At 69.0% G+C, this 3,693-nt stretch carries 1 protein-coding gene; it reads right to left on the reverse strand.

Translation table 11 applies throughout. From position 1 onward, the window contains the following. A partial coding sequence (locus ADY01_RS33990; RefSeq protein ID WP_324613468.1) for an SDR family NAD(P)-dependent oxidoreductase occupies window positions 1–3,533 on the reverse strand: 3,533 nt, incomplete at its 3' end. Window positions 3,534–3,693: the final 160 nt, after the last annotated feature.

Below are 3,693 nucleotides of genomic sequence, written 5' to 3' on the forward strand. Positions count from 1 at the left end.
TCGATGTGCGGCGAGGGCTCCTCGGCATGCAGGGTCTTGGGCAGCAGGCCATGGCGCATCGCCATCACCATCTTGATCACACCCGCCACACCCGCAGCCGCCTGCGCATGCCCGATGTTCGACTTGATGGACCCCAGCCACAACGGCCCACCGTCCGCCCGATCCTGACCGTACGTCGCCAGCAACGCCTGCGCCTCGATCGGATCACCCAGCGACGTCCCCGTACCGTGCGCCTCCACCGCATCCACATCACCCGGCGCGAGGCCAGCATTGGCAAGCGCCTGCCGGATCACCCGCTGCTGCGACGGACCATTCGGCGCCGTCAAACCATTCGACGCACCATCCTGATTCGTAGCGGTACCCCGCACCACCGCCAGCACCTCATGACCGTTCCGCACGGCGTCCGACAGCCGCTCCACCAACAGCACACCCACACCCTCGGACCACCCCGTCCCATCGGCAGCCGCCGAAAATGCCTTGCATCGCCCATCCGGCGCCAGGCCCCGCTGCCGACTGAACTCGACGAAGGTCCCAGGCGTCGCCATGACGGTGACGCCGCCCGCCAGCGCCATCGAACACTCACCACTCCGCAACGCCTGCACCGCCAGATGCAACGCCACCAACGACGACGAACACGCCGTATCCACCGTGACCGCCGGCCCCTCCAAGCCGAACTGATACGCGATGCGCCCGGAGAGCACACTTCCCGTGGTCCCGATGCCCACGTACCCTTCGGCTTCCTCAGGCATCTCGTCCAGCGCCGGTGCGTAGTCGTGGTACATCAACCCGACGAAGACCCCGGTCGCGCTGCCCTTCAGCGTGGTCGGGTCGATACCAGCGCGTTCGAGCGCCTCCCAGGACGATTCCAGGATGAGCCGCTGCTGCGGATCCATCGCCAGCGCCTCACGCGGTGAGATGTCGAAGAAGTCGGCGTCGAACCCGTCCGCGTCGTGGAGGAAACCGCCCTCCCTCGCGTACGACGTCCCGGGACGGTCAGGGTCCGGATCGTAGAGGTGTTCCAGGTTCCAGCCTCGATTCGCGGGGAACTCCGAGATGCCGTCGCCACCGACCCGGACCAGGTCCCACAGCCCCTCAGGAGACCTCACTCCTCCGGGGTAGCGGCACGCCATCCCCACGATCGCGATGGGCTCGTCGTCGTTCCGCGTCTGGACACGCGGGGGAGGAGGCGCGAGCTCTGACTGCCTGCCTGCTACCTCCGACACCACATGCTCGGTGAGGGCGGCAGGCGTCGGGTAGTCGAAGACCGCCGTGGCGGACAGCCGCATACCCATCGCGCTGCTCAACTGGTTCCGCAGTTCCACGGCGATCAGCGAGTCGAAGCCGAGGTCCTTGAACGGCTTGTCCACCCTGACCGCGTTCGGAGAGGCGTGTCCCAGGACCGCGGCGACGTGGTCCCGGACCATCCCCAGCGTCGTCTCCCGCTGCTCCGCCGGCGACAGGCCCACGAGCCGCTGCGCGAGCGAGGATGTCCCCTCCGCGCCCGCCTGCCCGAGCCCGAGTGCGGCGCGCCGAATGGCCTTGCTCGCCCGCACGAGCCCTCGCATCGGTGGGAGCACATCGGAGGCGAGCTGCTTGCTCAATTGGGCGCGATCGATCCGCATCGGCACGAGCAGAGCCTCGTCCCGTTCACAGCAGGTGTCGAAGAGCTCAAGCCCCTCATGTGTCGCGAGTGGACGGATACCGAGCCGGGAGAGTCGAGCGAGGTCGACCTGGCCGAGATGGTCCGTGATCCCGCTCGCCTGTTCCCACATCCCCCACGCGAGAGAGGTACCGGGCAGACCGTTCGCATGGCGGTGCTGTGCCAGGGCATCGAGGAAGGCGTTGGCCGCGGCGTAGTTGCCCTGGCCGGCGTTGCCGAGGACTCCCGAGGCCGAGGAGTACAGCACGAACATCGACAGGTCCATGCCGAGGGTGAGCTGGTGCAGGTTGAGCGCGGCATCCACCTTGGCCCGAAGCACGTCGCTGATCTGCTCCGGCGTCAGCGACACCACCACGCCGTCATTGACGACGCCAGCCGTGTGGACGATGCCCGTCAGCGGGGACGAGGCGGGGATCCGAGCCAACACGCCGGCCAGCGCGTCTCGGTCCGCGGCGTCGCATGCCGCGATGGTCACCGCCGCGCCCCGCGCTTCCAGCTCGGCGTGAAGCTCGGCGGCGCCCGGGGCGTCCATTCCGCGCCTGCTCGTCAGCATCAGCCGCTTGACGCCATGCTCAGTGACCAGATGACGCGCCAGGAGAGAGCCGAGGCTGCCCGTCGCCCCGGTGATCAGCACCGTGCCATCGGCCACCTTGTCCGACAGCCTCGGTCCCGGCTTCGGTCCCGGCTGCGTCGACTCGGTGGGCGCGCTCGCACGCACACCGCTCCGGGTCAGACGCGGGACCTTCACCGCGCCGTCGCGGACCGAGATGTGAGACTCGCCCGCCCGCAGGGCCGCGGCGACGGCCCGGGGCAGATGCTCGGACTCGTCGTTCCGGCTGCCACAGTCGACGAGCAGTATGCGGTCTGGGTTCTCCGCCTGCGCTGAACGCACCAGTCCCGATGCCGCAGACTGGGCCAGGTCCGCGACGTCTCCGTCGGCGGAAGCCACTCCCCGAGTAACGATGACGAGCAGGGTGGACTCCCACCTGTCGTCGGTCAGCCACTCCCGCAGGAGGTCCAGGGTGGCCCGGACCGACTCGTGAACGTCCCGCGCCGCATGTTCGTCGCCCGCGCCACGGCCCGCGGGCGGGTGTGCCACGACGACTTCGGGGACCGTCATCCCCTCCTGGAGGGCGGTGCTCAACGCGGCGAGATCCGCCAGGCGCGTGATCCGTGGTGCGTCGACGTCAACAACCTCGACAGCCTCGACAGCCTCGTCGAGATCCCTGTCAACGCCGTCGTCACCGATCCGCACCCAGCCAGCGGTGACATCCGACGCAGCTGTCTCGCCGTCCGGCCCGTCGGCGAGGGAAACCCATTCGAGGGTGAGGAGCGAGTCATCGGCGACGTCGGCCACCGCCTGGAGTTGATCCGGATCAACCGGCCGTGTGGTGAGCGACTCGATGGTGGCGACGGGTTGACCGGTGGGATCGGCGATCCACGCACGAAGGGTGTCGTCGCTCGGTGTGGCGATACGCACCCGGAGGGCTGTTGCCCCGGTGGCGTGGAGGTGGACGTTGCGGTAGGCAAACGGGAGAGAGGTGCCCCGATCCTCATCCCGGTCGCGGAGGAACACCACGTGCACAGCGGCATCGAGCAACGCGGGGTGGATACCGAACCGTTCGGCGTCCTGGTGCAACTCCTGCGGCAGGGCCACCTCGGCGAACAGTTCCCCATCCGCCCCTCGCCATGCCGCTGTCAGCCCGTGGAACGCCGGACCGTACGCATACCCCACCTGAGCGAGATCGGCGTAGAAGCCCTCGACACCGACCGGCTGCGCACCGGTTGGCGGCCACACCGCCCGTCCCCATTCGTCCGCGTCCGGCCCCGACTGCTGCCGCCCGAGCTGGGGTTGTTCGAGGGCCGTCTCCACCGGAGCCAGCACTCCCGTGGCGTGACACCGCCAGCCGCCACCCAGAGCATCATCATCACCAGCGTCAATGGGAGTGCGCGGGTCAGCGTGAGAGTCACCGCCCTCCTCGCGGGCATAGATCGATATCTCCCGCCGCCCGCCCTCATCCGCCGTCCCCACC

The organism is Streptomyces sp. SBT349 (assembly GCF_001083795.1).
Taxonomy (GTDB): domain Bacteria; phylum Actinomycetota; class Actinomycetes; order Streptomycetales; family Streptomycetaceae; genus Streptomyces.